This window comes from Rhodococcus sp. IEGM 1307 (genome assembly GCF_030056915.1).
Classification (GTDB): Bacteria; Actinomycetota; Actinomycetes; order Mycobacteriales; family Mycobacteriaceae; genus Rhodococcus_F; species Rhodococcus_F opacus_D.
Genome location: NZ_JASHKW010000002.1, coordinates 1 through 26,541 on the forward strand (window position 1 = coordinate 1; position 26,541 = coordinate 26,541).

At 67.0% G+C, this 26,541-nt stretch carries 23 protein-coding genes; 6 read left to right on the plus strand and 17 right to left on the minus strand.

What is annotated here, in order from left to right:
• Together QM841_RS03650 and QM841_RS03655 are read left to right on the plus strand one after the other, a co-directional pair.
• Positions 1 to 629, plus strand: a 629-nt coding sequence (locus tag QM841_RS03650; protein ID WP_283330974.1) for an oxidoreductase dimerization domain-containing protein, incomplete at its 5' end; no start/stop codon positions are given.
• 112 nt (positions 630 to 741) lie between these two features.
• Positions 742 to 1,191 carry a DUF5709 domain-containing protein gene (locus QM841_RS03655; protein ID WP_283330975.1) on the plus strand — a complete coding sequence of 150 codons (450 nt, stop codon included), beginning with the start codon at positions 742 to 744 and terminating at the stop codon, positions 1,189 to 1,191.
• Here the strand turns inward: QM841_RS03655 and QM841_RS03660 are convergent.
• A complete protein-coding gene (locus tag QM841_RS03660) occupies positions 1,184 to 1,594 on the minus strand; it encodes a winged helix-turn-helix transcriptional regulator (RefSeq protein WP_280779834.1) in 411 nt (136 codons plus the stop codon). The genes QM841_RS03655 and QM841_RS03660 overlap by 8 nt on opposite strands.
• Positions 1,595 to 1,717: 123 nt before the next feature.
• Between QM841_RS03660 and QM841_RS03665 the strand changes: the two genes are divergently transcribed.
• On the plus strand, positions 1,718 to 2,575 hold the full coding sequence (locus tag QM841_RS03665) for an SDR family oxidoreductase (protein WP_283330976.1): 858 nt from the start codon (positions 1,718 to 1,720) through the stop codon (positions 2,573 to 2,575).
• Here the strand turns inward: QM841_RS03665 and atzF are convergent.
• From atzF to QM841_RS03735, 14 genes are all read right to left on the minus strand, one after another.
• Positions 2,572 to 4,317, minus strand: coding sequence for an allophanate hydrolase (atzF, locus tag QM841_RS03670; RefSeq protein WP_283330977.1), 1,746 nt, complete (start codon positions 4,315 to 4,317; stop codon positions 2,572 to 2,574). The two genes, QM841_RS03665 and atzF, sit on opposite strands and share 4 nt — an antisense overlap.
• Entirely contained in the window at positions 4,317 to 7,967 is a 3,651-nt protein-coding gene (gene uca / locus QM841_RS03675) for an urea carboxylase (protein ID WP_283330978.1), read from the minus strand. Before uca ends, atzF begins: the two co-directional genes overlap by 1 nt.
• A 92-nt stretch (positions 7,968 to 8,059) precedes the next feature.
• Positions 8,060 to 9,499 carry a short-chain fatty acid transporter gene (locus tag QM841_RS03680; protein ID WP_283330979.1) on the minus strand — a complete coding sequence of 480 codons (1,440 nt, stop codon included), beginning with the start codon at positions 9,497 to 9,499 and terminating at the stop codon, positions 8,060 to 8,062.
• A 33-nt stretch (positions 9,500 to 9,532) separates the two neighbouring features.
• Positions 9,533 to 10,066, minus strand: coding sequence for a carboxymuconolactone decarboxylase family protein (locus QM841_RS03685; protein WP_283330980.1), 534 nt, complete (start codon positions 10,064 to 10,066; stop codon positions 9,533 to 9,535).
• On the minus strand, positions 10,063 to 10,899 hold the full coding sequence (locus QM841_RS03690; RefSeq protein WP_283330981.1) for an SDR family NAD(P)-dependent oxidoreductase: 837 nt from the start codon (positions 10,897 to 10,899) through the stop codon (positions 10,063 to 10,065). Before QM841_RS03690 ends, QM841_RS03685 begins: the two co-directional genes overlap by 4 nt.
• 99 nt (positions 10,900 to 10,998) lie before the next feature.
• Positions 10,999 to 11,697 carry a GntR family transcriptional regulator gene (locus QM841_RS03695; protein WP_011594949.1) on the minus strand — a complete coding sequence of 233 codons (699 nt, stop codon included), beginning with the start codon at positions 11,695 to 11,697 and terminating at the stop codon, positions 10,999 to 11,001.
• Positions 11,697 to 12,410 carry an urea ABC transporter ATP-binding subunit UrtE gene (gene urtE / locus QM841_RS03700; protein ID WP_283330982.1) on the minus strand — a complete coding sequence of 238 codons (714 nt, stop codon included), beginning with the start codon at positions 12,408 to 12,410 and terminating at the stop codon, positions 11,697 to 11,699. The genes QM841_RS03695 and urtE overlap by 1 nt, the downstream gene beginning before the upstream one ends.
• On the minus strand, positions 12,397 to 13,242 hold the full coding sequence (urtD, locus tag QM841_RS03705) for an urea ABC transporter ATP-binding protein UrtD (protein ID WP_005261083.1): 846 nt from the start codon (positions 13,240 to 13,242) through the stop codon (positions 12,397 to 12,399). The genes urtE and urtD overlap by 14 nt, the downstream gene beginning before the upstream one ends.
• Positions 13,239 to 14,357, minus strand: coding sequence for an urea ABC transporter permease subunit UrtC (gene urtC, locus QM841_RS03710; RefSeq protein WP_005261082.1), 1,119 nt, complete (start codon positions 14,355 to 14,357; stop codon positions 13,239 to 13,241). The genes urtD and urtC overlap by 4 nt, the downstream gene beginning before the upstream one ends.
• Positions 14,354 to 15,238: an urea ABC transporter permease subunit UrtB gene (gene urtB, locus QM841_RS03715; RefSeq protein ID WP_005251836.1), complete on the minus strand. Its 885-nt coding sequence runs from the start codon at positions 15,236 to 15,238 to the stop codon at positions 14,354 to 14,356. The genes urtC and urtB overlap by 4 nt, the downstream gene beginning before the upstream one ends.
• A gap of 44 nt (positions 15,239 to 15,282) precedes the next feature.
• A complete protein-coding gene (gene urtA / locus QM841_RS03720; protein WP_005563339.1) occupies positions 15,283 to 16,536 on the minus strand; it encodes an urea ABC transporter substrate-binding protein in 1,254 nt (417 codons plus the stop codon).
• 263 nt (positions 16,537 to 16,799) lie between these two features.
• Positions 16,800 to 18,212: an acetate metabolism transcriptional regulator RamB gene (gene ramB / locus QM841_RS03725; protein WP_007301354.1), complete on the minus strand. Its 1,413-nt coding sequence runs from the start codon at positions 18,210 to 18,212 to the stop codon at positions 16,800 to 16,802.
• A 76-nt stretch (positions 18,213 to 18,288) separates the two neighbouring features.
• Positions 18,289 to 19,548: a formamidase gene (fmdA, locus tag QM841_RS03730; protein ID WP_005563337.1), complete on the minus strand. Its 1,260-nt coding sequence runs from the start codon at positions 19,546 to 19,548 to the stop codon at positions 18,289 to 18,291.
• Between the two features lie 21 nt (positions 19,549 to 19,569).
• A complete protein-coding gene (locus tag QM841_RS03735) occupies positions 19,570 to 19,929 on the minus strand; it encodes an FmdB family zinc ribbon protein (protein ID WP_283330983.1) in 360 nt (119 codons plus the stop codon).
• A gap of 332 nt (positions 19,930 to 20,261) precedes the next feature.
• Here QM841_RS03735 and aceA point away from each other — a divergent pair, with 332 nt between their 5' ends.
• The 3 genes from aceA (at position 20,262) to metE (ending at position 24,985) form a co-directional block, all read left to right on the plus strand.
• The gene (gene aceA, locus QM841_RS03740) at positions 20,262 to 21,551 is read left to right on the plus strand and encodes an isocitrate lyase (protein WP_283330984.1); all 1,290 of its coding nucleotides are present in this window, start codon (positions 20,262 to 20,264) and stop codon (positions 21,549 to 21,551) included.
• A 119-nt stretch (positions 21,552 to 21,670) separates the two neighbouring features.
• Positions 21,671 to 22,567 (plus strand): 3-hydroxybutyryl-CoA dehydrogenase, encoded by an 897-nt coding sequence (locus QM841_RS03745; RefSeq protein ID WP_005261077.1) that lies wholly within the window; start codon positions 21,671 to 21,673, stop codon positions 22,565 to 22,567.
• 123 nt (positions 22,568 to 22,690) lie between these two features.
• On the plus strand, positions 22,691 to 24,985 hold the full coding sequence (gene metE / locus QM841_RS03750; protein WP_283330985.1) for a 5-methyltetrahydropteroyltriglutamate--homocysteine S-methyltransferase: 2,295 nt from the start codon (positions 22,691 to 22,693) through the stop codon (positions 24,983 to 24,985).
• A gap of 177 nt (positions 24,986 to 25,162) precedes the next feature.
• Here the strand turns inward: metE and QM841_RS03755 are convergent, their stop codons facing one another.
• Both QM841_RS03755 and QM841_RS03760 read right to left on the minus strand, forming a co-directional pair.
• On the minus strand, positions 25,163 to 25,960 hold the full coding sequence (locus QM841_RS03755) for an RNA polymerase sigma factor SigF (protein ID WP_005251853.1): 798 nt from the start codon (positions 25,958 to 25,960) through the stop codon (positions 25,163 to 25,165).
• Positions 25,957 to 26,391, minus strand: a complete 435-nt coding sequence (locus QM841_RS03760) for an ATP-binding protein (protein ID WP_009474792.1) — start codon at positions 26,389 to 26,391, stop codon at positions 25,957 to 25,959. The genes QM841_RS03755 and QM841_RS03760 overlap by 4 nt, the downstream gene beginning before the upstream one ends.
• Positions 26,392 to 26,541 lie beyond the last annotated feature (150 nt).

A 26,541-nucleotide genomic window follows, 5' to 3' on the forward strand; every position in this document is an offset into this window, starting at 1 on the left:
TCGAGACCGTCGTGGTCGACAAGGTGATGCAGTCGGTCGGATTCGCGCCCCGCGTCGAGGGCTTCGGCCTCGAGAAGACCGGCGTGCAGCTCGATCGTGGTGCGATCGGCATCACCGACACGATGCAGACGTCGGTGCCGCACATCTACGCCATCGGTGACGTCACGATGAAGCTGCAGCTGGCGCACGTCGCCGAGGCGCAGGGCGTCGTGGCCGCCGAGACGATCGCCGGCGTCGAGACGCTGCCGATCGAGGACTACCGGATGATGCCGCGGGCCACGTTCTGCCAGCCGCAGGTCGCGAGCTTCGGTCTGACCGAGCAGCAGGCCAAGGACGAGGGGTACGACGTGAAGGTCGCGACGTTCCCGTTCACCGCCAACGGCAAGGCGCACGGCCTCGGTGACCCGACCGGTTTCGTCAAGCTGATCGCCGACAAGAAGTACGGCGAACTGCTCGGCGGACACCTCATCGGCCCCGACGTCTCCGAGCTGCTGCCCGAGCTGACCCTCGCGCAGAAGTGGGACCTCACCGTCAACGAGCTGGCCCGCAACGTGCACACGCACCCGACGCTCAGCGAAGCCCTGCAGGAGGCCATCCACGGTCTCGCCGGGCACATGATCAACTTCTGACCCGAACACCGAGAGGGCCCGCACAGTCTCTGTGCGGGCCCTTCTCGTTTCTCACCGGGTTGCTTCCGCGATCCGATGGCGAACTGCCCGTTCCGGTGGCATCGTGGGGAAGATGACCATGCCGGACAGCACGCCAGAAGGATCCGAGGGCGAGTACAGCCTGGACGAAGAGGACCAGTTGCAGCCGGAAGACACGTTGGTCGACCGAGGTGTGGACGACGTTCTCGACGAGGGCTATTCGCCTCCGGAGAGGCCGCTCGGGCTCGACGCGTACGGGACGACGGCCGCCGAGCAGCGCGAGGGTGAGACCCTCGATCAGCGGCTCGCGGAGGAGGAGCCGGACCCGGCTCTGGAAGACGACGACAACGCGGAGATCCTCGACGACAACGAGGTCGGGCGGCTGCGGTCGGGCCGGCTCGTCGCGGAGGACGCGGGTGTGGGCGAGGACGAGGAGAAGGACCTCGTGGCGTCCGACATCGGCATCGACGGGGGAGCGGCGTCGGCCGAAGAGGCCGCGGTCCACATCGTCGACGAGGAAACCGAACTCGACGAACTCAGCTGACGCCGCGTCCGGCGTCGTACTTCTCCTGTGCTGCCTGAACGTCGGGGACGCGCGATTCGACCAGTTCGATCAGGCCGATGAGGCGTGAACCGACCTCGGCGCCGAGCGGTGTCAGGCTGTATTCGACTTTGGGTGGAATGGCCTCGAGCACCTCGCGAACGACGAGGCCGTCTCGTTCGAGGGCCTGCAACGTCTGCGACAGCATGCGCTCGCTGACGCCGTCGACGCGTCGGCGGAGTGCGCTGAATCGGTAGTTCCCCTCGGTCAGCGCCGCGAGTGCGAGCACCCCCCAGCGACCGGTGATGGTCTGCAGGGTCTCGCGCGACGCGCAGTTGCGTGCAAAGACGTCGGCCTCGAGGGTGGGGTCCTCGGCTTCCTGTGCTGGCTGTGCGAGCTCGGACATGCGTCCAGCCTACCCCACATGAAGGAAGTGCTTACCGAAACATTTGCACTTACGAAAAATTAGTGCATGATGGAAAGTGAGCTTGAAAAGTCAACTCGCCCCCTCATGCGCTAGGAGTTCGTCATGACCATCGCCGTCACAGGAGCAACCGGACACCTCGGTCGACTCGTCGTCGAGGCACTGCTCGACAAGGGCACCCCCGCGGGCGACATCGTCGCCGTCGTCCGCACCCCGGCCAAGGCCGCGGACCTCGCCGACAAGGGCGTGGAGATCAGGCAGGCGGAGTACGGTGATCGCGCCGCACTCGAGTCGGCCTTCGCCGGCGTCGACAAGCTGCTGCTCGTCTCCGGCAGCGAGGTCGGTCAGCGGGTTGCCCAGCACACCAACGTCATCGACGCCGCGAAGACCGCCGGGGTCGGATTCGTCGCGTACACCAGCGTCCTCGACGCGCAGAACAGCCCGATCGGATTGGCCGTCGAACACCGCGCCACGGAGGACCGGCTGACGCAGTCCGGAATCGACTTCGCGCTGCTCCGCAACGGCTGGTACTGGGAGAACTACCTCGGCAGCATTCCCGCCGCGGCCGAGACCGGTGCGCTGTTCGGCAGTGCCGGAACGGGTGTCGTCGCCGCTGCCGCCCGCAAGGACTACGCCGAGGCCGCCGCCGCGGTCCTCCTCGCCGACGGGCAGGCAGGCAAGGTGTACGAGCTCGGTGGCGACGAGCGCCTGACGTACAGCGAACTGGCGGAGGTCATCTCCTCCGTCCTCGGAAAGCCGGTGTCGTACAAGGATCTTCCGCAGGCCGAGTACGCCGCGGTGCTCGAGGGGGCCGGACTGCCCGCACCGATCGCGAGCATGCTCGCCGACTCCGATGCGGGAGTCGCGGTCGGCGCCCTCGACACCGGGAGCGGCGACCTGCAGAAGCTGATCGGGCGCAACTCGACTCGCGCCGCCGCCGTCCTTGCCGTGAGTACTTATTAACCGCCCGTGGTTAATAAGTACTCACGGGTGTAGGCAACCCAACTGCCGAACTCGGTGATATCCGTGGCCCCGTCGACCGCGTCGTGGGTGCAGCTGAAGCCGACCACGGCGCGGCCGTCGGACAATTCGACGCTCGTCAGCGCCATCGGGGCGGGCAGTGCGGCGAGGAAGGCGCCCAGCCCGGCGGGCGACACCCGGAACAGTTCCCCGGCGATCGCCGCTCCCGCGCCGGGGCCGCGACGGACGAGGCCGGGCTTGGGCGGTGTCGTGGCGAGCGCGGTGAGCCGGTAGGCGTCCGTGGTGGTGATGGTGTCCACGAACCGTGCGCCGATGTCCTCGAGCTGGAAATGCAGGGGCTGTCCGCGCAGGTGGGCTCCGAAGACGGCGAGTTCGACACCGTCCGCGACGAGGGTGGGCGCCGGTGCACCGACGAGACGGGCCGCGAGGTCCACGGCCACCTGGTCGGCGAACGCAGGCACCACGAACATGACACCGAACGGGTCGCCGGTGGCGGTCGGGGCGCCCGGGACCGCGACGGCGGCCATATCGAGCAGGTTGCAGAAGTTCGTGTACGTGCCCATCCGCCGGTTGATGTCGATCGGATCGGCTTGTACGGCAGCGATGGTCGGGTGTTCGGTGGTGGTGGGCAGCAGGAGGCCGTCGAAACCGGCCAGCAGTTCCCGCGTCTGCGCCTTGACGCGGGTGAGCGTGTCGAGGTCGGCGGCGAACTCGTGGCCCGCCGGCTTCCTCGCCGACTCGACGATGGCTGTGACCACCGGATCGGCACCCGCCGGTGCGGTGTCGAGGAATTTCCCGACAGCGGTGTACCGCTCGGCGACGACGGCGCCGTCGTACAGCAGGCGGGCGGCGTCGAGGAGCGGGGAGATGTCGATCGCCTCGACGGAGAAACCTCGGTCCGCCAACGACCCCACCGTGGCGACGAATGCCGCACGGTACTCCGGTGTCAGCAGGTCGAGATTCTGTTCCGCGGGAATCGCGACCCTCGGCTGCGCGGGCGCCGCCAGGCGGACGTCGGACGGCCACGCGCGGCTTCGCGGGTCCGCGCTCGCCGGGCCCGACATGATGCGGGCGGCGGTCACGGCCGTGTCGAGTTCGGTGGCGAAGACGGTGACGCAGTCGTAGTCGACGCAGGCGGGAACGACGCCGTCGGCGGGGATGACGCCGAGTGTCGCCTTGATGCCGACGAGACCGTTGAACGCGGCCGGGACCCGCCCGGAACCTGCCGTGTCGGTGCCGATTCCGATGTCGGCGATGCCGAGGGCGACGGCGACGGCGGAACCGGAGCTGGATCCGCCCGACACCCGTTCGGGGTCCCACGAGCACCGGACGGCGCCGTACGGACTGCGTGTCCCGACCAGCCCGGTCGCGAACTGGTCGAGGTTCGTCTTTCCCAGCACCACAGCGCCCTGCTCGACGAGGCGGCGCACAGCGCTCGCGGTGACGTCGGGGAGGTAGGCGAACTCGGGGCACGCTGCCGACGTCGGCAGTCCCGCGACGTCGATGTTGTCCTTGACTGCCACAACCTTCCCGGCCAGGGGGAGGTTTTCGCCGGCGTCGAGACGGGCCTGCACGGCAAGGGCATCGGCGTGCACGTCCTCGGCGGGCCGGAGGGTGATCCACACTTCCGGACGGTCCACCTCGGCGATCCGCCGGAAGGCATCCTCGACACGGGCGATGGGGGAGAGGGTGGTCTGTCCGCGGTTCACGGCATCGACAGTCATCAGTTTTCTGCTCCAATCACGACGAGAGGGGTGCCCGGTTCGACGATCGCGCCCGGTGACACGAGGACTTCGAGGACTGTTCCGGACGTGGTGAACGCAACCGGCATCTCGAGTTTCATCGCCTCGAGTACCACGGCGTTCTGGCCCGGTTCGATGCGTTGCCCGGCTTCGACTTCGACACGCCACACGCTGCCGACCATGGGAGCCTCGACGACGACAGCCCCGGGCGGAACGTCGACCCGTGCCGACGGTTCGGGTGCGGGCGCCTGCTCGACGCGGTCGAATTCGCCCGACGCGCGCCACGCGGACTTCTCCGCCTCGAACGCCGCGGACTGCCGGGAGTCGAACTCGGCGATGGATTCGGCGTTGTCCCGCAGGAACTTCAGGTGGTCGGCGAACGCGAACGTGCCGTCGGAGATCTCGGCGTCGAACCGCCCCGCGACGGCCTGCTCGCGGTATTCGCGCAGCTGCTCCGGGGTGACGGGTTCCCACACGATGCGGTCGAAGAACCGGAACATCCACGGTGTGCCCTCGTCGAAGGGGCGGTGCTGCCGGTAGCCGGACCAGATCGGGACGGTGCGCCCGATCAACTGGTAACCGCCGGGCGACTCCATGCCGTAGACGCACAGGTACTTGCCGCCGATCCCGACCGCGTCGGACGGCGTCCACGTGCGCGCCGGGTTGTATTTGGTGGTGACCAGGCGGTGCCGCGGGTCGAGGGGCACGGCCAGTGGTGCGCCGAGGTAGACGTCGCCGAGCCCCAGCACCAGGTATTCGGCGTCGAACACGGCGTCGCGCACGTCGTCGACGCTGTCCAAACCGTTGATGCGCCGGATGAACTCGGTGTTCGACGGCAGCCACGGCGCCTCGTCGCGGACACCGTTGCGGTACCGGTCGATGGCCTCGGCGATGGACGGGTCGTCGAACGACAGCGGCAACCGGACCGTGCGACTCGGCACCACCAGATCGTGTGTCGCGGGCAGCAGTTCCTCGATGTCCTGGAGGATGTCCAGCAACCGGCCGGCGGGAAGTTCGTCGGCGTCGAAATGCAGGTGCAGGGAGCGCACACCTGGAGTGATGTCGATGATGCCCGGGACCCGACGCCGGATCAGCGCTTCCGACAGCGCGTGGACGCGCATGCGGAGTCCGAGGTCGAGTTCCCGGTCGCCGTACTCGACGAGGATGTTGTCGTCGCCGCCGCGCAGGTACACGACCTCCGGTCGGTCCAGCACGGGCGCGATGCGGCGCAGGACCCCGCCGTCGCTGTTCGCCGAGCGGGTTGCGGTGGGCGGAAGATCCAGTCTGCGAGACGAATCCGAGGCCCGCAGCACGTGCGCACCGTCGTCGGAGACGGCGACGAATCGCAGTTCGTCGCCGGGCCTGATCTGCCCGAGCTTCCACCGGTGCGCCTTCACCACGGTGAGGGGGCACGCGAAGCCGCCGAGGCTCGGTCCGTCGGGGCCGAGCAGGATCGGGGTGTCGCCGGAGACGTTGAGCGCTCCGATGCTGTACGGGTTGTCGTGCAGGTTCGACGGGTGCAGCCCGGCGTCGCCGCCGTCGGTCCTCGACCAGACCGGCTTGGGGCCGTCGAGTCGGAGGCCGGTCCGGTTCGCGTGGGTCTGGACCTTCCAGGTCGTGTCGTAGAACTGCGCCATGTCGGAGTCGGTGAAGTAGGCGGGCGCCGGCTGCGGTCCCTCGGTGACGGCGAGATGCCACACGTGCGTGAACTCGGGACGCGAGTCCTCCGGGACGGGATGCGGTGCGCCGAGACCCGTGGTGTTCTCGAACAGCGAGTCGTCGAAGAGTCCCAGCACGTCACCGGTGGTGACGGCCTTGCCGGTGATGCCGCCGAACCCGCCGAGCGTGAACGTGGACGCGCTGCCGTGGTACAGCGGAGCGTCGATGCCGCCCCGGAACGCGACGTACGTGCGCAGGCCGGTGTCCGCCGGAGTGCCGACGTCGAGGACCGAGCCGGCCGGCGCTTCCACCGGTTCCCACAAGGGGATCGGTTCGCCGTCGAGAGTGACCGGGGTGTCGGCACCGCCCACACAGATCACGGTGGCGTCCGAGAACACGAGGCGCGGCCCCTGCAGGGTGCATTCGAGACCCGGCGCGCCGACCGGATTGCCGACCGCGGTGTTGACCAACTGGAACGACAGGTCGTCCATCGGTCCCGACGGCGGAATACCGACCTCCCACAGTCCGATTCGGCCGGGGTGATCCTGCACGGTGGTCATCGTCCCGGCGCGGAGCACGTCGACGCGTCGGCCGGTCGGCCGCAGATCGGCCAGCGACTGCGTGGTGTGCTCGCCGCCCAGCACCGTGTCGGCGACGCAGATCCGCCGCAGCTGGGGCAGGTTCGTCTGGACCCCGTAAATGTGCGTGTCGGCGAGTGCCTCCGCGAGGGCGGCGAACGCCGCCGTGCGCCGGTGCCCGCGGGTGATCACCTTCGCCAGCATCGGGTCGTAGTAGGCACTCACCTCGGTGCCCGTCTCGACCCACGTCTCGACCCGCGTGTGAGCCGGGAACTCGACCCCGGTGAGTCGTCCGGCGCTGGGACGGTAATCGTGGCCGGGGTCCTCGGCGTAGATGCGGGCCTCGACGGCGGTTCCCCTGATCTCGGGTCCGGAGTCGGGCAGCCCATCGAGCATGGAACCGTCCCCGCGGGCGAGCCTCAGCATCCACTCGACGAGGTCCACCCCGGTGACTTCCTCGGTCACCGGGTGTTCGACCTGCAGTCGCGTGTTCATCTCGAGGAACGACGCCTCACCGCGGTCCACGTCGTAGACGAACTCGACGGTTCCCGCGGACCGGTAGTTCACCGACGACGCGAGACTGCGGGACGAGCTGAGCAGTTGTTCCACCACGTCGTCGGAGAGTCCGGGCGCCGGGGCCTCCTCGACCACCTTCTGGTTGCGGCGCTGTAGCGAGCAGTCGCGGGTGCCGAGGCTCAGCGTGCGGCCGAGTCCGTCGCCGAACACCTGCACCTCGATGTGGCGGGCGCGGGCGACGAAGCGTTCGAGGAACACCCCGGACGAGGAGAAGTTGGCCTGGGCGAGGCGCTGGACGCGGTCGTAGGCCTCGCGGAGTTCGGCGGCGTCGAAGCACGCCTGCATCCCGATGCCGCCGCCGCCACCGACGGCTTTGATCATCACCGGATAGCCGACGTCGGAGGCCGCGGACAGGGCGGCGTCGACGGAGTCGAGGAGCCCGCTGCCCGCGACGAGCGGGACGCCGACGGCGCGGGCGGCCTCGCGCGCCGTGTGCTTGTTCCCGAACGTGCGGAGCTGTTCGGGGGTGGGGCCGACGAACGCGATCCCGGCGGATTCGACCGCCGCGGCGAACGTGTCGTTCTCCGAGAGGAAGCCGTATCCGGGATGAATCGCGCCCGCGCCTGTCGCCAGCGCGGCTTCGACGACGGCGTCAGCCCGCAGATACGACTCGGGGGCGGGAGCCGGGCCCAGCCGGACGGCGACGTCGGCCATCTCGACGTGCGCGGCCGCCGAATCGGCGTCCGAGTACACCGCGACCGTCTTCAGTCCGAGGATGTGCGCGGATCGCATGATGCGGCAGGCGATTTCGCCCCGGTTCGCGACGAGCAGAGTGTCGAAGGAGTACTCGATCGGCGGCGTATTCATCCCTGTGGACATGGTTGTATACGCTAAGGACGGGGTGTTTCACCGAGATTTCTCGAGGTAAAGCGTGGGTTAGTAAGACCTCTCACGGGCCGCGCGAACCGGGGTCACGGCGAGGAGGGCTGCACCGGGGGTACGAACTCGAATGTCGTCCCGAGCAGCCACACCAGGAGCAGGACCACCGGCAGGTGGAACATGAACTGCAGGAACGTGAATCCCACCAGGTCGCGCGCCTTGAGTCCCAGCACCGCGAGGAGGGGCAGCATGAAGAACGGGTTGATCAGGTTCGGCAGGGCCTCGGCGACGTTGTACACCTGGACCGTCCAGCCCAGGTTCATCCCGACGTCGGTGGCCGACTGCATGACGTAGGGCGCCTCGACCAGCCATTTTCCGCCTCCGGACGGCACGAAGAGGCCCAGCACGACCGTGTAGAGGGCGATGACGACGGTGAAGCCGCCGCCGCTGCCGATGTTCGTGAAGAAATCGGCCAAGTGCTCGGAGATGGTGAGGCCGTTTCTGCCCTCGGCCTTCGTCAGGATCGCGGCCATCGCGGCGTACAGCGGGAACTGGACCAGGATGCCTGCGGTGGCGGGGACGGCCAGCGCGACGGCTTGCAGGAACTTGCGCGGCGTCCCGTGCAGCACCAGCCCCAGCATGAGGAAGACCAGCAGGTAGGCGTTCAGGCTGCTGACGACGGTGAGCACGGGTTTGGTCACCAGCTGGGAGATCAGCCACCCCAACGTCATCAGACCGGCCAGCGCCGGCAGGATCCGGCTGTATTCGAGCCACTCTCCCGGTCGCGATCGGGGTGCCACCTCCTTCGGCCGGTCGTCGAGATCGACCTCCAGATCCTCGGCGGTGGTGACGGCCGCACCCCTCGGCGCGGAGAAGTGGGCGATGACCACGGTCAGGGCGATGATGATGACGCACATCAGCAGCGACTGCCAGGTGAAGATCGTGGTCCCGAAGTCGAGGACGCCGGTGATCTCCAGCAGCGCGGGCGGCAGGGACGCGGCGGTGGCCTGGAGCTGCGCGGCGGACGAGGACATGCCGAGCGCCCACACGGCGCCCAGACCCATGAAGGCCGCCGCGCCGAGCGCGCGGTAATCCACTCTCAGGTCGGATCGGCGGGCGATCGCCCGGGCGAGCAGCCCGCCGAACACCAGACTGAGCCCCCAGTTCAGGAAGGAGACCGACATGGACAGCAATGCGACGAAACTGACTGCGGTGCGCCCCGACTGAGGCACCATGGCCAGACGATCGATCAGCCGGGCGACCGGCGGGGACGTGGCGACGACGTATCCGGTCAGCACCACCATCGCCATCTGCAGGGTGAACGCCGTCAGATCCCAGAAACCGTCACCGAACGCGTCCACGACCGTCTGCGGAGACGAACCGTTGGCCAATGCGGCCACCGAGACGACGAAGACGCCGACGAGCGCGAAGACGTAGGCGTCCGGAAACCATTTTTCCGTCCAGCCGGCCAGCGACTGCGCGACCCGCGCCAGTCCCTTCTCGGAACGGACTTCTTCGGTAGCGGATGTCATGCGGCCGTTCCTCTTCTCTACGCGATGTGGAACCTACGAATAGTCGCGTTCGATCCTCAGAGTCCCGATGGTGGTGGCCAGGGCGTCGTACTGGGTCACCAGAAAGCAGAATTCGATCATCCGGCGGTCGTCGAAGTGGGTGCTCAGCGCCGACCACGCGGCATCGTCCAGGTTGTCGGTGGTGACGAGTTGGTCGACGGCGGTGAGAATGGCGCGGCGGCGCGCGTCCCAGCCGTCCGCGGCGGGACCTTCCAGCACCTGTTCGAGGAGCGCCGGGGTGACGCCCGCCCGGCGTCCGAGGCGCACGTGGTGATCCATCTCGTAGCCGCACTTCCGCAGGTGCGCCACGCGAAGGATGATCAATTCGGTCTCGTACCGGGAGATCTGCCCGCCCGGCATCAGCTTGCCGGAGTACTGCAGCCACGCACGGAAGAGGCCCCTCGTGCGGCCCACCGTGCTGAACAGATGAGCGTCCGGCACACCGGCGACACGGGAGATGATTCGCCACAACACCCAGTTGACGGGGCCGAGTTCCTTCAGACGTCCGGGTGGAATGCGTGCGGTCACGCCGCCCCCTCTCCTTCTGCTCGTCCCCTCGTGGGAACGGCTGCGTGCGCGCGTAGTTCGATCGAACGGGTCATCTCCGTGGCCCGAAGTGCGAGCATACGCACAGAATCCGTTCCGGGTACCCGGGACGGTGCGTATATCCGATTCTTCCGTCCCGCGATTGCCCGCTCGAGTGCGTCGACCGCCACCGTGATCGAGGAGGTCCGGGTCAGTGCGCTGCCGCGGGGTGGGGGAACCGCGACGCCGTCGAAATCGATCAGGGTGCGGTCCGTGTCGATCTCGCCGAGCCGGGCGATGCCGACCCGGGTCCCCAGCGATTTCATCTCGTCCCGCAGGGCCTCGCCGAGTTCCTCGGCACCGCCTCTCGTGGCGCCGTGGACACCACGCAGGGGGCTGAACGTCGTCGACGACGCCACGACGAGCGCGTACCCGTTGCGGTGCCCGATGTACGGTCCCGCGGCCCGCAGCGTGTGGTACGTCCCCATCACGTTCACCTCGATGGCATACCGCATCACCTCCGGATCACCCTCGACGATGTGCGCCGGGGGCGTCACGCCCGCGTTGGCGACGACGACATCGAGGCCGCCGAGCCGGTCGGTGAGGTAGTCGAACGAGTCCTCGACGGCTCGCCGGTCGCGGGTGTCGCAGCGACGCCACGGCGCCCGGCCGCACGTGGTGGCCGTCTGTTCGAGGAGTTCGGGTTCGAGGCCGAGCAGCCCGACACGGGCGCCCCGCTCGTGAAGTCGTCTGGCGAGTCCGGCGCCGATACCCCGGGCTGCGCCGGTGATCAGGACGCGGCGTCCGACCAGATTCTCTTCGAGAGTGCGTGACATGAAGCGAGTTCCCAACCTGTGTTACCGAGCGGTAGCAAGACGCTAGCACCCGCTCGGTTCATTGGTGGGAAAAATGTCCAACCGAGTTGGACAACTGTCTCAATCGCGGATCGCCCACGCCATGCGTGCGAGGGAAAGTGCCTGCTCAGCACGCTCGATGACCACCTCACGCGACTCGCTGATGTGCGCGAGCAGCGTGTCGTACGCGGAATCCAGCTTGCCGTCGAGGGCGAGCTCGGCCACCGAGATGTGTTCATCGACGGTCGCGCTCATGCGGTCGGGGGTGAGGTAGTCGAACATCCGGACCGGCCGCACCTTCGCGTTCACGTTGACGAGCGCATCGGACAGCGCCCGGTTGCCCGCCGACCGCAGCAGAACGGTGTGGAACTGCTCGTCGAGCGCCACGAACCCGGCGTCCGGCTCGGGGTTCTCCTTCCGCAACGCGTACCACCGGTCGAGCTCGGGTCCGAGAACGTCCGGGTCGTGCGACAGCGACTCGTCGGCGCGGACCCGGGCGATTCCTTGGAGCTCGAGCGTGATGCGCAGTTCGTACAGTCCGGCCAGCTCGTCGATGCGGGGGCGGTACGGAAACAACCCGCCCACGTCGCGCTGGACGAGTCCGTCGGCGAGGAGCCGGGCCAGGGCCTCCCGCACCGGCGTCCGCGACACCCCGTAGGTGTCGGCGAGACGCTCCTCGCCGAGACGCTGTCCCGGTGGGATCCGGCCGCTCATCAGGTCGGTGCGCAGCGACAGATACACGTGATCGCTGAGGGAGCCGGCCGGTTCTCGGCGTGCCATCAGATCGCCATCGCCGCGCGGACGTCGGAGACCGCGGTACGGACGTCGGAACCGGGTGCGGCGCCACCGGCGCCGGAGGACGTGACCCGCCCCGACTCGAGGACGTAGTAGCTCTCGGCGGATTCGAGAGCGAACCCGATGTGCTGTTCCACCAACAGGACTCCGAGTCCGCCGCGGCGGGTGAGTTCCATGATGGTGCGCTCGATCTCGGCCACGACGGACGGCTGAATGCCTTCCGTCGGTTCGTCGAGGATCAGCATCTTCGGTTCCGTGATCAGGGCCCGCGCGATGGCAAGTTGCTGACGCTGCCCACCGGAGAGGAGACCGGCACGCCGGTCGAGCAGGCCGCGTAGAGCCGGGAACAGATCCAGCACCTCGCCGACGAGTTCCTTTCCGCGCTTGCGGCCGTCGGCCACCACCTGAAGGTTCTCCGCGGTGGTCAGCTGACCGAACGACTGCTGGCCCTGCGGCACGTAGGCGAGGCCGCGCGCCACCCGGGCGCTCGGCCGCAACGCCGTGACGTCCTCGCCGTCGAACAGCACCCGCCCGGAATCGACCTTGATCAGTCCGACCGCCGCCCGCAGAAGCGTCGTCTTGCCCGCTCCGTTGTGTCCCATCACCGCGGCCACACCGTCCGACGGGACCGTCAGCGAGACTCCGTGGATCACTTCGGTTCGGCCGTACCCGGCCCGGATGTTCTCAAGCTCGAGCATCGCTGTCCTCCTTCGAAACCTCGGGCTGCAGTTCGGGGGCGGCACCGGCCGCGGCGGTCCCGAGGTACACCTCCTGCACCCGTGGATCGGCCTGCACCTGCTCCACGGTTCCCTCGCTCAGCACCTTCCCGGCGTGCAGCACGGTCACCGACGTCGCGAACGCGCGCATGAAGTCCATGTCGTGCTCGACCACCACGACGGTCCGCTCACCGCCGATTCGGCGCAGCAGGTTTCCCGTCTCGTCGCGTTCCTCGTGGCTCATGCCGGCCACCGGCTCGTCCAGCAGCAGGACGGAACAGTTCTGCACCAGCAGCATTCCGATCTCCAGCCACTGCTTCTGTCCGTGCGCGAGGATTCCGGCCGGGGTGTCGCGCAGCTTGCCGAGACCCGTGACGTCGAGCGCCTCCTCGATGGCAGGGAGCACCGTCTTGCGTCGGCGCAGCAGTGTGAGCGCCGACCGGCCCGCGCCCGCCGCGATGTCGAGGTTCTGGAGAACCGTCAGCTCCTCGAACACGCTCGCGGTCTGGAACGTGCGGCCCACACCGAGCCGGGCGATGCGGTGCACCTTCTTGCCGATCAACTCGACACCGGACTTCGTGACCGATCCCGTCGCGGGGACGAGCCCGGTGATGGCATCGACGAGAGTGGTCTTGCCGGCGCCGTTGGGGCCGATGAGGAACCGCAGGTCGCCCTGCATCAGGGTGAGGTCGACGCCGTCGACCGCCTTGAAGCCGTCGAAGCTGACCCGAAGGTCCCGGACCTCGAGGTACTCGCTGGACATTCCGGCGTTGCCGCCGAGCACCGGCTCCTTGGCCGTGGCAGGAATCGTCATCGGGCCATCTCCATTCGTTCCGTCGGCTCGGTCTCGTCTTCCGGTCCGGGCGGGGCAGGTTCGTCGGAGGAGGCCTTCTTCTTCCGCTTCAGCAGCGCGAACAGCCCCGCGACACCGGCCGGGAAGAAGCCGACGACCACGATGAACAGCAGACCCTGCGCGTACGTCCAGCCGGACGGGAACGACTCCGAGAACGCGCTCTGCGCCCACGCCACCCCGATGGCGCCGAGGACCGGGCCGAGGAGCGTGGAACGTCCGCCGATGGCCACCCCGATCAGGAACGCGATCGACGGGACGATCCCGACATCGGCGGGGGAGATGATGCCGACGATCGGAACGAACAGCGCGCCGGCGAGGCCCGCGAAGAACGCGGCCGTCACGTAGGCGACGAGTTTGATGTTCGCCGGGTCGTACCCGAGGAAGCGGACGCGCTCCTCCTGATCCCGGACGGCGACGAGCAGTTCGCCGTAACGGCTGTTCATCAGCTGCCGGGTGATCGCGACCACGGCCAGCAGCACGCCGGCGGCGATGAAGAACAGCATCTGCTTGTTGGCCGGATCGTTCAGGTTGAAACCGAAGAACGTGCGGAACCGGTTGAGGCCGTTGCTTCCTCCGGTGCTCTGCTGGCCGACCAGCAGGATGGCGAATGCGGCGGCGAGCGCCTGGCTGAGGATCGCGAAGTAGGCGCCCTTGACGCGGCGCTTGAACACCCCGAGCCCGAGGACGAACGCCACCAGCGCCGGGATCAGCAGGATTCCCAGGATCGTCACGATCGGCGACGTGAACGGCACCCAGTAGCCCGGCAGCTCCCGGATGCCCGCGATCTGCATGAAGTCGGGCACCGTGTCTCCGCGGAGTTCGGCGTCGGCGATCTTCAGATGCATCGCCATCATGTAGGCACCCAGCCCGAAGAAGACACCCTGGCCGAGGGTGAGCATGCCGCCGCGGCCCCACGCCAGGCCGATACCGACCGCGACGATCGCGAAGCACAGGAACTTGCCGAGCAGACTCAGCCGGAAGTCGCTGAGAACCGCGGGGGCGACGACGAACAGAAGCAGCGCGGCCAGTGCGAATCCCGCCCACGCGCGGTAGCGGCCACTCGTCAGGATGCTCATACGAGACTCCTCGTCTTGACGGCGAACAGGCCCTGCGGCCGAACCTGGAGGAACACCACGATGACCACGAACACGATGACCTTGGCGATCGACGCCGTGGTCGAGTACTCGACGAACGAATTGAGGATGCCGAGTGCGAACGCGGCGATCACCGCGCCCTTCATCTGACCCAGGCCGCCGACCACGACCACCAGGAACGCGTCGATGAGGTAGCTCTGCCCGATGGTCGGACTCGTCGAGCCGATCAGGGTGAGCGCCACACCCGCGACACCCGCCAGACCGGAACCGATGAAGAACGTCGTCACATCGGTTCGGCGACTGGAGATCCCGCTCGTCTCTGCGAGGTCGCGGTTCTGTACGACGGCGCGGATGCGGCGTCCCATCGGGGACTTCTGCATCGCCAGCGACAGCGCGACGACGGCCACGACGGCCAGCACCAGGATGAACAGGCGCGTCTTCGGCACCACCGCGCCCAGGATCTCCACACCACCGGAGAGCCACTCCGGTGCGGCGACGTTGACGGCGGGCGCACCGAAGACGTCCCGTGCCAGCTGCTGCAGGATCAACCCCACACCGAACGTCACCAGCAGCGTGTCCAGCGGCCGGTGGTACATCCGCTTGACGAGGGTGACCTCGAGGAGGACACCCATCGCGCCACCGACCACGAAGCCGACGAGCAGAGAGATGAACAGAGAACCGGTGGCGCTCGATACCACCTGCTGCACCACATACGCCGTGTACGAGCCGGCCATGATGAATTCGCCGTGGGCCATGTTGATGACGCCCATCTGGCCGAACGTCAACGACAGCCCCAGCGCCGCGAGCAACAGAATCGATCCGATACTCAATCCGGTGAACAGCTGTCCGATCACTACATCCATCGATGTATGTCCTCTCTCTTCCCTCGTGCTCGTCGGACCGTGTTCTAGCTACCCAGCGACTCGGCCCACGGGTAGGACTTCAGGTACGGGTCCGGCTGGATCGGTGTGCCCGAATCCCAGACCGTGTAGATCAGGCCGTCGTTCCGGATCTCACCGATGCGCGCGGTCTTGGTGATGTGGTGGTTGGACCCGTCGATGGTGACCAGTCCCTCCGGGGCGGCGAACGTGACGCCGTCCGCGTTGTCCTGGATGTCCTTGGTGGCGAAGGAGTTCGCCTTCTCGACGGTGTTCTTCCACAGGTACACGGACGTGTAGGCGGCTTCCATCGGGTCGGACGTCGGCTTGTTCGCGCCGTACCGGGCCTTGTACGCGTCGACGAACTTCTTGTTCTCCGGCGTGTCGATGGTCTGGTAGTAGTTCCAGGCGGTCAGCTGGCCCTCGATGTTCTGGACGCCGATACCGCCGACCTCCTCCTCTGCGATCGACACGGACACGACGGGCATGTCGGCGGGCTTCAGGCCGACGTTCGCGTACTCGCGGAAGAACGCGACGTTGGAGTCGCCATTGAGGGTGTTGAAGACGGCGTCCGCATCGGCGGAGCGGACCTTGTTGACGATGGTCGAGAAGTCGGTGGAGCCGAGCGGGGTGTAGTCCTCACCCTTGATCTCGATGCCGTTGGCCTCCGCGTACGCCTTGATGATGCGGTTGGCGGTCTGCGGGAACACGTAGTCACTGCCCACCAGGTACAGCGACTTGACGCCCTTCTCCTTCAGGTAGTCGAGTGCGGGCACGATCTGCTGGTTGGTGGTGGCCCCGGTGTAGAAGATGTTCTTCGAATCCTCGAGGCCCTCGTACTGCACGGGGTAGTAGAGCAGCGAGTTGTTGTCCTCGAACACGGGCAGCATCGCCTTGCGGCTCGACGACGTCCAACCGCCGAACACGGCTGCGACGCAGTCACTGCTGATCAGCTTCTCCGCCTTCTCGGCGAACACGGTGGGCTCCGAGGCCCCGTCCTCCGCGACGATCTGGATCTTCTTGCCGAGCACGCCGCCCGAGTTGTTGATCTCGTCGACCGCGAGCGCGATCGAATCCCGGACGGTCACCTCGCTGATGGCCATCGTGCCCGACAGCGAGTTCAGCGACCCGACCTTGATCGTGTCTCCGGAGGTGTCCACACAGGACGCCGCGGTGGACTCGCCGGCCGTGTCGGACGCCTTGCTGCCACAACCGGTCAGCACGAGCCCGATGGCGGCGAGCGCGGTCGGTGCAGCGAGGGCGCGCTTGGAGAAGGTGCGCATGTACGGGCCTTTCCGTCGGAGGACTTGGGGACCTCCGCAACCCGGGACATGTATCCGCCCCACGTATACAGAGGTGTATTCGTGGGGCGAACATTAAGCGGCCGTTGTTGCGCCTGAATGTCTGTCGGTGACGTGTTCGTGACGCGAATTACGGTTACGTGAACAACCGCTCACAGCGCTCCCTGCGGGGCCGGAGGCTGCTGCCGCTGCGGCCAATGTGACACCGGTTCAGTCGGATTGAACCGATGTGACACAAGGGCGAGTCAGCGGATCAGGTACGGGGAGACCGAACTCTGGTGCTCACTGATGTCGAGTTGCTTGCCGAGCGGCGGGAACGCGCGCTGCGGGCAGTTGACGCGCTCGCACACCCGGCAACCGGCGCCGATCGGGGTGCCCGGGTTGGAATCGTCGAGGTCGAGACCGTCGCCGTAGACGAGCCGGTGGGCGTGCCGGATCTCGCAGCCGAGCCCGATCGCGAAGATCTTGGCCGGCTGGCCGTAGCGCTGGGCGCGACGTTCGACGGTTCGGGCGATCCACAGATACCGGCGGCCGTCCGGCATCTGCGCGATCTGGTTCATGATCTTGCCGGGGTACGCGAACGTCTCGTACACGTTCCACAGAGGGCACGTGCCGCCGCTGGTGGAGAAGTGGAACCCGGTGGCGGACTGCCGCTTCGACATGTTCCCGGCCCGGTCGACGCGGACGAACATGAACGGAACGCCGCGCAACTTCGGACGCTGCAGCGTCGAGAGGCGGTGGCAGATCGTCTCGTAGCTCACCGAGTAGAACGCGGACAACCGCTCGATGTCGTACCGGAAGTCCTCGGCCACGTCGTGGAACTGGCCGTACGGCAGCACCGTGGCCGCAGCGAAGTAGTTGGCCAGCCCGAGCCGGGCGAGCGCCACGGACTCGTCGCTCGTGAAGCCGCCCTCGGCCACCAGCTTGTCGAGCAGGTCGCCGTATTCGAGGAACGCCAGCTCGGTCGCGAACTTGAACACCTGCTGGCCGCCCGACAGGTGCGGCGAGATCTCCAGCAGCCGGGATTCGGGGTCGTACCGGTGCAGGACGTTCTCGCCCAGGTCGATGCGCTTGACGATCTGCACGTCGTGCACGGTCTGCAACCTGCGGGCGATCTCACCGCCGACGTCGCCGCGGTGGAATCGCATGCGCGCGGTCAGTTCCTCCGCCGCCGTGTCCAGTTCGTGCAGATAGTTCTGCCGCTGATAGAAGTAGTCGCGGACCTCTTCGTGCGGCATCGTGATCGAGCCGCTACCACTGCCGTCGCTGTAGCGGTCCTCAGTGGCGAGAGCCAGCTGCGCGGTGGTGTTACGGAAGCGGCGGTGCATGTTGACCATCGCCTTCGCCAGGCCCGGATGCGACGCCACCATCTCGGCGATCTCCTGGGCGTCCGCGTCGATGCCCATCTCCTGATCCAGCGCCACCTCGCGCATCTCCGCGATCAGTCGCGTGTCGTCCTGGGATGAGAAGAACGTGGTGTCGACGCCGAACACCTCGCTGATCCGCAGCAGCACCGGCACCGTCAGCGGCCGCACGTCGTGCTCGATCTGATTGAGGTAGCTGGCGGAAATCTCCAGCGTCTTCGCCAGCGCCGCCTGGCTCAGTCCACGCTCGGTTCGGAGCTGACGCAACCGGGTGCCGACGAAGGTCTTGGACATACGGCCAATGGTACCGGCGCAGGTCAGATGTGCGAACGGAACCTTCGCAAGATTTACTCGCGCGGGTCGGGACAGCTCAGGCCTTGTTCTCCGAGCGCGGCGCGCCGACACCCGGGTCGATCTGGAACGGACCCGACGCGGACGGTGCGACGGGGAAGTCGAACATCGCCGTCGGCAGGTACACCGTCGAGCAGGAGTTCGGGATGTCCACCACCCCCGACAGCCGGCCCTCGATCGGTGCGGCGCCGAGGAGGAGGTAGGCCTGCTCGGGGCTGTACCCGAACTTGGTGAGGTAGTCGATCGCGTGGAGACAGGCCCGCTGATACGACAGGTGCGAGTCGAGGTACTTCTGTTCCCCGTCGAGGGTGACGGACGTTCCGGAGAACGCGAGCCACTCCGAGTACTGCGGGTCGGTGTTGCCGGGCATGAAGATCGCGTTCTCGGACACGCCGTACGTGTCCATGCCGCCCTTGATGATGTCGACGCGCAGGTCGATGAAGCCACCCATCTCGATGGCGCCGCAGAACGTGATCTCGCCGTCGCCCTGGGAGAAGTGCAGATCGCCGACGGACAGGTTCGCGCCGTCGACGAACACCGGGTAGAAGACGCGGCTGCCCTTGGTGAGGTTCTTGATGTCCTGGTTGCCGCCGTTCTCGCGTGGGGGCGCGGTGCGGGCGGCCTCGCCGGCGACGCGGTCGAAGTCGGCGCCCGACAGGGACCCGAGGACGGCGTCCTGCGGTTCGGGCGGCAGGGCGAGTGGGGGAACCCGGCCCGGGTCGGTGGCGATGAGCGCGCCCTCCCTCGCGTTCCACTTCGACAGGAGGGCGGCCGACGGCGCGGTGCCCATCAGTCCGGGGTGGACGATGCCGGTGAACGAGACGTGCGGGACGTGCCGCGACGTGGCGGTCTGACCGGAAAAATCCCAGACGGCCTTGTAGGCGTCGGGGAACTGCTCGGTGAGGAATCCGCCGCCGTTGTGGCGGGAGAAGATCCCGGTGTACCCCCAGCCCTGGCCTGCCAGCGGGCCGGAATCCTCCTGGGGGATGGGTCCGACGTCCAGGATGTCGACGATCAGCAGGTCGCCGGGCTTCGCGCCCTCCACGGCGAACGGCCCGGACAATGTGTGGACCGTGGTGAGGGGAGCGTTCAGGATGTCGTCGGCTGAGTCGTCGTTGTGGATGGCGCCGTCGAACCATTCGCGGCAGTGGACGCGGAAGGAGTCGCCCGGTTTCACCGTGACCGCGGCCGGGATGTCCGGGTGCCAGCGGTTGTGGCCGACGATCGCCTGATCGGTGAACTTTTTCGAGGAATCGAGCGGAAACAGCAGTTCGGGCATGTGCGCTCCTTCGGTGGCCGGTCAGGGACGAGGAAGTCGGCGGTGCAGCGGATTGCTCGTGACGGGTGAACGCCCGGCCGTGGTCCGGGGCGGCGGACCGGTGACGACGTCCGGTTCGTGAGCCGACCTCTTCGTGCTGTCGAGGAGGTTCATCGCGGACGACGATCCGTGTCCGAGTCGCGGTGAGGACACGCGCCGGACGGCGTCGCGGTCGCACCGCGGGCAGCGTGTGGTGCCGGGTACGTCGGCCATCGGGAACGACTGCTCGAACGGGCCGCAGTCGGCGGCACATCGGAATTCGTACAGCGGCATCGTGGTGCCCTTCGCCGGAGGAGACCATTCGAGGTCACGGTAACCGACCCGATTGGTGATTGCAGTCACAACGGGCGGGTCGACGGCTGTGCCGCGGTGGGAAGGCGAGGGTCGCACGGGCGGAAATATCTGTGTACGGCGAGTTGCGTGCATTTGGTTCACCACCTGCGGCTTTTTGCTACTGGCGAGTATCTTTCCTCTCCGATCGGGCAGGTGTGGCGCCGAACTTTCTTAACAGTCTTTGCAAGGTGTTGTGAAAAGCTAGCCAAGATTGGCATTAGCAACAGGTAGACGGCACTTTTTGCTTGTGTCATTCTCGGTAAGTACATACGAAGGGCCTGGCAAGGATGTGAAGCAGTACATCCGTACCGGACCAGCAGATCGAAGAGAGTGGAGTCTTGATGTCGACCACCGGCACCCCGAAGACCGCAGCTGAAATCCAGCAGGATTGGGACACCAACCCGCGCTGGAAGGGAGTAACCCGCAACTACACGGCGGAGCAGGTCGCCAAGCTCCAGGGCACCGTTGTCGAGGAAGCCACCCTCGCCCGCCGTGGTTCCGAGATCCTCTGGGACCTCGTGAACAACGAGGACTACATCAACTCGCTGGGTGCCCTCACGGGTAACCAGGCCGTGCAGCAGGTCCGCGCGGGCCTCAAGGCCATCTACCTGTCCGGCTGGCAGGTCGCCGGCGACGCGAACCTCTCGGGTCACACCTACCCGGACCAGAGTCTCTACCCGGCCAACTCGGTGCCGCAGGTCGTGCGCCGCATCAACAACGCGCTGCTGCGCGCCGACGAGATCGCCAAGGTCGAGGGCGACACCTCCGTCGACAACTGGCTCGCCCCGATCGTCGCCGACGGCGAGGCCGGCTTCGGTGGCGCTCTGAACGTCTACGAGCTGCAGAAGGCCATGATCGCGTCCGGCGTCGCCGGTTCGCACTGGGAAGACCAGCTCGCGTCGGAGAAGAAGTGCGGCCACCTCGGTGGCAAGGTCCTCATCCCCACGCAGCAGCACATCCGCACCCTGACCTCGGCGCGACTCGCGGCCGACGTGGCCGACGTTCCGACGGTCGTCATCGCGCGCACCGACGCCGAGGCCGCCACCCTGATCACCTCCGATGTCGACGAGCGCGACCGCGAGTTCCTCGACGGCACTCGCACCGCCGAGGGCTTCTACGGTGTGAAGAACGGCATCGAGCCCTGCATCGCTCGCGCCAAGGCCTACGCGCCGTACTCCGACCTCATCTGGATGGAGACCGGCGTGCCGGACCTCGAGGTCGCCAAGAAGTTCGCCGAGTCCGTTCGCAGCGAGTTCCCGGACCAGCTGCTCGCCTACAACTGCTCGCCGTCCTTCAACTGGAAGGCGCACCTTGACGACGCGACCATCGCGAAGTTCCAGAAGGAGCTCGGCGCGATGGGCTTCAAGTTCCAGTTCATCACCCTCGCCGGCTTCCACTCGCTCAACTACGGCATGTTCGACCTGGCCCACGGCTACGCCCGCGAGGGCATGACCGCCTTCGTCGACCTGCAGGAGCGCGAGTTCAAGGCCGCCGAGGAGCGTGGCTTCACCGCCATCAAGCACCAGCGTGAGGTCGGCGCCGGCTACTTCGACCGTATCGCCACCACGGTCGACCCCAACACCTCGACGGCTGCTCTGAAGGGCTCCACCGAAGAGGGTCAGTTCCACTGAGCCTTGTTCCCCAAGGCTTCGACCGATCACGGTTTCACCTGATCAACCCGACCCCGGGGAGGGGCCTGTAACAGGGCCCCTCCCCGGGCGACGACTCCACTAGACGAAAAGGAGCTGACGTGACCAGCGAAAAGATTCAGCGCGTCGGCGTGATCGGCGCCGGGATCATGGGTGCCGGAATCGCTGAGGTGTGTGCTCGCGCGCACGTCGACGTTCTGGTGTTCGAGCAGACCCGCGAGCTTGCGGCGGCGGGGCGTTCGCGCATCCTTCGTTCGCTCGACCGCGGAGTGAGCAGCGGCAAGATCACCGAGCGGGAACGTGAGCAGGCCGCCTGGCGGCTGCGGTTCACCTCCGATCTCGGTGATTTCGCGGACCGGCAGCTCGTCGTGGAGGCCGTCGTCGAGGACGAGAAGGTGAAGAGCGAGATCTTCACCGAACTCGACCAGGTCGTGACGGATCCGAACGCCGTACTGGCGTCCAACACGTCGTCGATCCCGATCATGAAGCTGGGCATCGCCACGAAGTCCCCGGAACGGGTCATCGGGATGCACTTCTTCAACCCCGTTCCGGTGCTCCCCCTCGTCGAGCTGGTGACCACGCTCAAGACGAGCAAATCGGTGTCCGAGCGGGCCGAGGCCTTCGCCAGCGATGTGCTGGGCAAGCAGGTCGTCCGTTCCGCGGACCGTTCCGGGTTCGTCGTCAACGCCCTTCTGGTGCCCTACCTGCTCTCCGCGATCCGCATGGTGGAGTCCGGGTTCGCCACCAAGGAAGACATCGACAAGGCAACGGTTCTCGGCCTCGCACACCCGATGGGTCCGCTCGCGCTGACCGACCTGGTGGGCCTGGACACGGTCAAGTCCATCGCCGACTCCATGTACGAAGAGTTCAAGGAGCCCCTGTACTCGGCGCCGCCGCTGCTGCTTCGCATGGTCGAGGCCGGGTTGGTCGGCAAGAAGTCCGGTGCGGGCTTCTACGAGTACGGCGACAACGGTCGTGCCAGCAAGAAGGCCAGCTAGTAGGTAGGTAGGCGACTACACCTGTGCGCCTTTCACGACCACTGGCGGTTGTGAGAGGCGCACAGGTGCATCGAGCCCAGAGGCATTCTCAGCCACTGGACTGAGCCCAGAAAGGTCGACCGCATGTCCAGCACCGCAGCATACGGATCCAGCATCCTGGGGTATCCCCGCATCGGACCTCGCCGCGAACTCAAGCGTGCCCTCGAGTCCTACTGGCACGGCACGAGCACGAAGGAAGAACTCGTCGCCGTCGCCCGGGACCTTCAGGAGGAGACGTGGAGTGAGCTCGCCGCGACCGGTCTGACCCAGGTCCCGGGCAACACGTTCTCCTACTACGACCACGTACTCGACAACGCACTGCTGTTCGGTGCCGTGCCCGAGCGGTTCAAGCCGCTCGAGAGTCAGCTCGATCCGCTGGACTTCTACTTCACGCTGGCCCGCGGCCGGCCGGACTTCCCGCCGCTCGAGCTGGTGCGGTTCTTCGGCACCAACTACCACTACCGTCAGCCCGAACTGGACGAGAACACCGAGTTCTCGCTGCGGTCCGAGACCGTGATGGACGAGTTCGAGCGGGCGAAGGCGCGCGGGATCGAACTGCGTCCGGTCGTGCTGGGGCCCGTGTCGCTGCTGATGCTGTCGAAGGTCGGTCCGACGTCGAAGCGGCACGGTTTCTCGACCCTCGACCTGCTGGACAAGGTGCTGCCGGAGTACGAGCGGCTGTTCGAGCAGCTCGCGAAGGCCGGCGCCACATGCGTCCAGCTGGACGAGCCGTCGTTCACCGAGGACCGCACAGCGGAAGAACTGGCCGCGCTGGCCAAGGCGTACGAGAAGCTGTCGCACGCACCGCTGCGGCCCCGCATCCTCGTCACCGGTCCGTACGGGCATCTCGGGGAGGCGCTCGCCATCCTCGCCTCCACCAAGGTGGAGGCTCTGGGCCTCGATCTCGTCAGTCACCGGCTGAGCGCCGACGAGCTGACGAAGATCCCGGGCATGAAGCGCAAGCGCATCTACGCCGGTGTGGTCGACGGCCGCAACGTGTGGCGCGTCGACCGGTACAACACGTTGACGTACCTGAACACGCTGAAGGACGTCGTGCCGGATCTCGTGGTCTCGACGTCGACGTCGTTGCTGCACGTTCCGTACGACGTGTTGTCCGAGTACGACATCCCGGGTGATGTCGCAGACCGGCTCGCGTTCGCGAAGCAGAAGGTCGGCGAGGTGGTCTCGCTGGCCAAGGCGCTCACCGAGGGGCCGTCCGACAAGTGGCGCAAGCGTCCCACGTCGGTGCACTTCAAGCTCAAGCACGCGGTGCGGGCACGGGTCAACGCGATCAAGCCGGGCGACCGCTTCCGGGTTCCGTACGAGGAGCGGCGGGTCGCCCAGCAGGAGCGACTGAACCTGCCGCTGGTTCCGGCGACGACGCTGGGCTCGTTCCCGCAGACGGACGCGATCCGGCAGGCGCGGTACGAGCTGGGTGAGGGACGCCTCGAGTGGGAGGAATACTACAAGCGGATCCAGGCCGAGATCGAAAGCACGATCCGGTTGCAGGAAGACATCGGGCTCGACGTCTTCGTGCACGGTGAGCACGAGCGCAACGACATGGTGCAGTACTTCGCGGAGCTTCTCGAGGGGTATGCCTTCACCCACAACGGGTGGGTGCAGGCTTACGGCTCGCGGTGTACACGTCCGCCGATCCTCTACGGGGACGTGTCGCGGCCGAAGCCGATGACCGTCGAGTGGATCTCGTACGCGCAGTCGCTGACGGACAAGCCGGTCAAGGGCATGCTCACGGGTCCGGTGACGATGATCGCGCGGTCGTTCGTCCGCCAGGATCAGCCGCTGTACGAGACGGCCGACCAGTTGGCGCTGGTGATCCGCGACGAGATCGCCGACCTCGAGGCGGCGGGCATCGCGATCATCCAGGTCGACGAGCCGGCGATCCGGGAACTGCTGCCGTTGCGCGAGAACGGCCGCGAGGCGTATCTCGAGTGGGCGGTCGACGCATTTCGTCTCGCGACGGGCGGGGCGAAGCCGGAGACGCAGATCCACACGCATATCACGTACACGAGCCGGGCGTCGGTGGTCGACGCCATCGAACGGCTCGACGCGGACGTGACGGCGATCGTGGCGACGCGCTCCATCACGTGGGTGCTCGGTGCCATCAAGGAGCGGGCGCTGACCCACGGTGTCGGTCCGGGTGTGTACGAGAGCCGGTCGGCCCGGATTCCGGACATCGACGAGTTGGACGAACTGCTCACGGAGGCGAGCGAGTCGGTGTCACTCGAACGGTTGTGGGCCAACCCGGACGGCGGCCTGAAGACGCGTCACTACTGGCAGCTCGAGCCTTCGCTGCGCAATATGGTGGCGGCGGCGAAGCGTCTCCGCAGGCGGGCCGAGAAGGAAGAATCCGAGGCCTGATTTCTCCGGCGTGTTCGGGGTCACCGCCTCAGCGGTGGCCCCGAACGGGCTTTCGGTCGCGCAAACATGTCGAGGTGTAGGCCGCCACGAGTGGGGCAGCACGCGACGGCGCCTACGACCGCGTGGTTGGCAGCGACGTGCGGTACCGATTCGTGATCGACACGGCAACGATCTGACCTACGCGTCACCGAGTTGATCTCGCAGTGATGCCAGTGTCTTCGCCAGCAACCGGGACACGTGCATCTGCGAGATACCGACCCGGTCGGCGATCTGGGTCTGTGTCATGTTGCCGAAGAATCGCAGCATGAGGACGGTCCGCTCCCGTTCTGGGAGGGATTGAAGCAGGGGGCGCAGGGTTTCGTGGTTCTCGACGTCGTCCATCGCGGCGTCGTAGTCGCCGAGCGTCTCCACCATGGACAGTTCGCCGGTCCGGTCCGACGACGTGTTGTCGACGGAGACGGTCTGGTACGCGTTGCCGGCGAGGAGCCCCTGCGCCACCTCCTCCTGTTCGAGGTCCAGGTGCTCGGCGAGTTCGCTGACAGTGGGAGCGTGGCCGAGACTCTGGGACAGTTCGGCGACGGCCTGGCTCAGCGCGAGGTGCAGTTCCTTCATCCGGCGGGGCACCCGCACGGCCCACCCGGTGTCGCGGAAGTGCCGTCGCACCTCGCCCATGATGGTGGGGACCGCGAAGGACACGAAGTCGGATCCCCGCTCCACGTCGAACCGGTCGACCGAGTTGACCAGGCCGAGGCGCGCGACCTGAACCAGATCGTCGTGCGCCTCGCCGCGACCGTCGAAGCGGCGTGCGATGTGCTCGGCGAGCGGGAGACAGCGCGTCACGACGGCGTCGCGCAGTCTGCTGCGCCGGGGATCGTCCTCGTCGAGGGCTGCCATCTGTTCGAAGAGTGCTGTGACGTCCTGATACTCGTCCGGCCAACGGGCCGTGTGCCCCCCACTGTGAGTATGGGACGTCACAGACTCAGGCCGTTCTTCACCTTGGTGAATTCCATGGTGGTCACGAAACCCGCGGTGGCGGAGTCTGGCTCCTGTTTCAGATCGACCGAATCGGTGAGGGCGTTGAGCACGTGCCAGGCGAACGAACGCTCGCCGAGGGAGTCGACCGAGGTGGTGGTGCTCGATACGTCGACTCGCAGGGTGTTGTCGAGATACTGCAGCCGGCACACCAGGACCGCATCCGGTGTCGCGCGGACGATCAGTTGGGTACAGATCTCGTCCATGGCGAGTTTGATGTCGGCGATGGAGTCGAGGTCGAAATCTTCGTGAATGGCAACGGTTGCTGCCAGGGCGCGCAGTACGGAGAGCTGATCGGGCGTTGCTCGCACGCGCAGTTCGACGACGGGATGTGTGTGATCCTGGTCGGGTTCGATTGTCTTGGCGATGGCCATGAGACCTCCGGGTCGGGCGTACCGTGCTGTCGGCGGGCGGTGGGTCGGCCCGCGCTGCTGAGAAGTCAGGGTAGCGATCCGGCGACACCGCAGGTGGAATACCGCAGAACAGGACCGATCAAACCAGTCCGATCAGTACGTTTGCCCGAG

Coding starts and splice junctions, on each gene's coding strand:
- QM841_RS03655 (WP_283330975.1), top strand. CDS start 742: ATGACCATGCCGGACAGCACGCCAGAAGGATCCGAGGGCGAGTACAGC.
- QM841_RS03660 (WP_280779834.1), bottom strand. CDS start 1,594: ATGTCCGAGCTCGCACAGCCAGCACAGGAAGCCGAGGACCCCACCCTC.
- QM841_RS03665 (WP_283330976.1), top strand. CDS start 1,718: ATGACCATCGCCGTCACAGGAGCAACCGGACACCTCGGTCGACTCGTC.
- atzF (WP_283330977.1), bottom strand. CDS start 4,317: ATGACTGTCGATGCCGTGAACCGCGGACAGACCACCCTCTCCCCCATC.
- uca (WP_283330978.1), bottom strand. CDS start 7,967: ATGTCCACAGGGATGAATACGCCGCCGATCGAGTACTCCTTCGACACT.
- QM841_RS03680 (WP_283330979.1), bottom strand. CDS start 9,499: ATGACATCCGCTACCGAAGAAGTCCGTTCCGAGAAGGGACTGGCGCGG.
- QM841_RS03690 (WP_283330981.1), bottom strand. CDS start 10,899: ATGTCACGCACTCTCGAAGAGAATCTGGTCGGACGCCGCGTCCTGATC.
- QM841_RS03695 (WP_011594949.1), bottom strand. CDS start 11,697: ATGGCACGCCGAGAACCGGCCGGCTCCCTCAGCGATCACGTGTATCTG.
- urtE (WP_283330982.1), bottom strand. CDS start 12,410: ATGCTCGAGCTTGAGAACATCCGGGCCGGGTACGGCCGAACCGAAGTG.
- urtD (WP_005261083.1), bottom strand. CDS start 13,242: ATGACGATTCCTGCCACGGCCAAGGAGCCGGTGCTCGGCGGCAACGCC.
- urtC (WP_005261082.1), bottom strand. CDS start 14,357: ATGAGCATCCTGACGAGTGGCCGCTACCGCGCGTGGGCGGGATTCGCA.
- urtB (WP_005251836.1), bottom strand. CDS start 15,238: ATGGATGTAGTGATCGGACAGCTGTTCACCGGATTGAGTATCGGATCG.
- urtA (WP_005563339.1), bottom strand. CDS start 16,536: ATGCGCACCTTCTCCAAGCGCGCCCTCGCTGCACCGACCGCGCTCGCC.
- ramB (WP_007301354.1), bottom strand. CDS start 18,212: ATGTCCAAGACCTTCGTCGGCACCCGGTTGCGTCAGCTCCGAACCGAG.
- fmdA (WP_005563337.1), bottom strand. CDS start 19,548: ATGCCCGAACTGCTGTTTCCGCTCGATTCCTCGAAAAAGTTCACCGAT.
- aceA (WP_283330984.1), top strand. CDS start 20,262: ATGTCGACCACCGGCACCCCGAAGACCGCAGCTGAAATCCAGCAGGAT.
- metE (WP_283330985.1), top strand. CDS start 22,691: ATGTCCAGCACCGCAGCATACGGATCCAGCATCCTGGGGTATCCCCGC.
- QM841_RS03760 (WP_009474792.1), bottom strand. CDS start 26,391: ATGGCCATCGCCAAGACAATCGAACCCGACCAGGATCACACACATCCC.